The following is a 3484-nucleotide window of genomic DNA, read 5'->3' as shown; positions in this document are numbered from 1 at the left end:
TGCGCCCAGCAAGTCGGCCCGTGCGCTCATGAAACGCACGCCGAACAGCGCGGCATTCGGCCCGGCGGCCAGATAGGTACCCGGATTGAGCGGATAACCCGCAATCCAGCTCGTGGAGTCACGCACCGAACTCGGTCCGAGCAGCGGCAACACCAGGTACGGACCGGACGGCACGCCGTAATGCCCGAGCGTCAAACCGAAGTCCTGGTTGTGCTTCGGCAAGCCGGCGAGCGTCGCCCAGTCGATCAAACCGCCAATACCGAAGGTCGAATTGAACGCAAAGCGCATCAAGTCTTCAGTCGCGTCCGTGATCCGGAGTTGCAGCAGGTTGTTCGCGAAGTTGCCAATATCGCCGATATTCGAGAAGAAATTGCTGATGGCCGTGCGCAGCGGACTCGGCGTGACCTTCACGTAACCCTCGGCGATCGGGCGTGCGACGTATTTGTCGGCGGCGTCGTTGAACTTGAAAATCTCGCGGTTCATCGGCTCGAGCGGATCGCCCGGTTTTCGGTCGGGACCGGTCGCGCAGCCCGCCAGCATCAATGCGGCGGCGAATGCCGCGCCGCCGGACAGGGCGCGCAGGTTGCGAGCGGCGCGTGGCGTGATTGCCATCGTCATGAGTCGTTTCCTTGGATCTTGCTGGTGATCGTACGAATTAAAGAGTGTCAGCGGCCTTCTTCTGCACCCGGGGTTTGCCCATTAGAACCGGCTGAAATACCACTGCGCCAATCAACGTCGTAAATAGCGCCAAAACCAGCAGGCGGCCCATGCTCGAGGTGCCCGGATGGTGTGAAAACCACAAACTGCCGAACGCCGTTGCCGTGGTCGCGGCGCTGAACATCACCGCGTGCGTGAGGCTGGAATGCAGCAAACCGGTCTGCCCGGAGCGCCACGCCATCACGAAGTAGATCTTGAACGCCACGCCGATACCCAGCATCAGCGGCAATGCAATGATGTTCGCGAAGTTCAGCGGCATGCCGAAGACAACGCACAATTCCAGCGTGACCACGGCGGAAACCAGCAAAGGTATCAAAGTTCTCAAAACGTCGCCCACTCGACGCAAGGTGATCCACAGCAAAACGGTGATCGCGATCAGCGACAACACCGCCGCCTGCTCGAACGCCTTGATGATCGTGTTGGCCGAATGCAGCACCGAAATCGGCCCGCCGATGGCGTTCGGCTCCGCCTTCTGCACGGCATTGGCGAAGCGGGCGAGCATCTGGTCGTCGTCGCGATTCTTGCCTTCCAGCGCTTTTGGCGATGCCTCCACGAGCGCGTGGCCGTCGGCGGCGAGCCAGCCTTCGGTCATGGACTTGGGCAGCGAATCCTGCGTGACCGGCGACGGCTGCAGCAGCGCACGCATCTGGCCGAGCGCGATGCGCAGTGGCTCCGACATCGCGTGTTCGGCGCGATCGCGCGTGGCGGCGTCGGCGGCGGCGAGCTTTTTCAGCGTCGCGGCAAGTCGGCGCGCTTCGTTTTCGCCGGGGCCGGGGTGTTCGTCGGCGGCGAGTTCCAGCGAGTTCGACAAGCGTTTGAGCGATGCCACCCGCACGGCGTCATTGGCCGGCTCGGCGGCGCGCTGGTTCAGCGCTGGAAGAAGCTGCGCTGCCGCGGCCGAGATCAGTTCAAGCTTTTTGGATTGATCCGTGGGAATCAGTGATGACAGCGTCGTCGCGCGCTCGACTTCCGGCAATTTGGCGAGCCTGGCGGCTATTTTGTCCGCTTCTTCAAGCGATGGCGCCAGCACTTTCACGTCGTTTACGGCCGCTTCGGGCGCGTCCTTGAGCGAGATCAGCGTGGCCATCGACTCCGTTTTCGGGTCCTTCAGGTTCAGCGGATTGAAGTCGAAGCGCAGATGCGTCAGGAGCGGCAGCGCGCCGATCACGACGATCAGGGTGCCGATCAGCACCGGCTTGCGATTGCGCGCGAGGAATTCGTCGACAGGCGCGAGCTTCGGAAAGCCGGGCGAACCCGCTTCGCCCGGCGGGCTGAACACCTTGATCAGCGCCGGCAACAGCGTCATGTTCGTGAAATACGCGACCAGCATGCCGACGCCCGCGATCTGCCCGAGTTCGGACACACCGCGATACGCCGTCGGCAGGAACGAGAAAAAGCTGGCGGCGGTCGCGGCGGCGGCGAGCGTCAGCGGCACGCCGACGTGCCGCGCGGTGCTGACGAGCGCGACATCGAGCCGGTCGTCCTTGAAGCGTTCCTCGCGATACCGCACGCCGAACTGAATCCCGAAATCCACGCCGAGCCCGACGAACAGCACCATGAACGCGACCGAAATCAGGTTGAGCGCGTGGACCATCAGCAGGCCGAGCGCCGCCGTGATCGCGAGTCCGACGAACAACGTGATGAACACGGCGACAATCATCTTCCCCGAGCGCAACGCGAGCCAGAGGATCACCAGGACGACAATGAACGTCAGGATGCCGTTCAACACGGCGCCATCTTTCAGCGAAGCGAATTCTTCATCGGAAAGCGGTTGTTCGCCGGTGAGACGCACGACCGCCCCGTAATTCTCCGATAACTTCAGCGCGCTTGCGGTCGCGCGGATGGCGTTCGAACCGCTCGCGCCGGGCTCGAGCGCGTTGTAGTCGACCACCGGCTGGACCGTGACGAACGCGCGTGCGGGCTGGGTGGCGGAGGTATCGACGAGATTGCGCCAAGAGAACACGGCCGGCTGATTGGCGATGACTTTATCGAGCACGTCGGCGCTTTGTCCAAGCAGCTTCGACATCTGCCCGAGCGTCACCTGGCCGAGCTGCAGCGGGATATTCAGGCTGGTGTTGAGCGTGCCGGCGAGACCCGTCAGCGTGGGATCGTGGGCCAGCGCGTTGATCAGCGGACGCGCCTTGACGAGTTGCTGGGTGGTATCGGCGACTTTGTCGGTGGAGAGGTACAGCAGGCCGTTGTGCTCGAAGAAATCGCCGCCCGACGGTTGCGAGACGGCCGTGAACTGTTTCGTGTCCTTGGCTAACGCGGCGGCGAGCTCGTTGGCGGCGGAATCGGCGAATTCCGGCGTTTGCGCTTCGACCACCACGAGCACGGTGGAACTGCGCTCGGGGAAAGCTGCGTCGATGGCATGGCTGCGCGCCGCCCATTCGGGTTCCGTCTCGATGAGCTGGCTGATGTCGGTGCTGATCTTGAAGTGATGCAGCACGTAATAACCGCTGAAAACGGCGGCCAGCAGCGATAAAACGATAATCCACGCCGGCCGGCGGATGGACAAGGTGACAAGACGCGCAATGAGAGGCGTGAGCATGAAGACGGATGCCTCGAAGGGCTTTTTCGGTAATTCTTGTGGGACAAAGTGCGAAAGGCGCGTTTCAGGCGACTTTCGGCGACGGGTGAGTATACCGGTCGTAAGGAGCGGGCAGCGGGCAAGGGCGCCGTGCGAGTGATTTGCGCGCGTTTCCGAAAGATACAGTTAATGACAAAAGGCGGCGGCAGATTGTATTAAGGTCCGGTTCCTAAATTA

2 protein-coding genes are annotated in these 3484 nt (G+C 62.4%); both read right to left on the bottom strand.

Translation table 11 applies throughout. The annotated features are described in order from the left end of the window. On the bottom strand, positions 1 to 540 hold a 540-nt coding region (locus ACFFAR_RS28375; RefSeq protein ID WP_375508922.1), incomplete at its 3' end, for a VacJ family lipoprotein. Between the two features lie 115 nt (positions 541 to 655). Beyond that, positions 656 to 3268, bottom strand: a complete 2613-nt coding sequence (locus ACFFAR_RS28370; RefSeq protein ID WP_375508921.1) for an MMPL family transporter — start codon at positions 3266 to 3268, stop codon at positions 656 to 658. Positions 3269 to 3484: the final 216 nt, after the last annotated feature.

Origin of the sequence: uncultured Caballeronia sp. (assembly GCF_964243625.1) — a bacterium.
Classification (GTDB): domain Bacteria; phylum Pseudomonadota; class Gammaproteobacteria; order Burkholderiales; family Burkholderiaceae; genus Caballeronia.
Note: the sequence above shows the minus strand (reverse complement) of the source record. Positions and strands in the feature narration are given on the sequence as shown.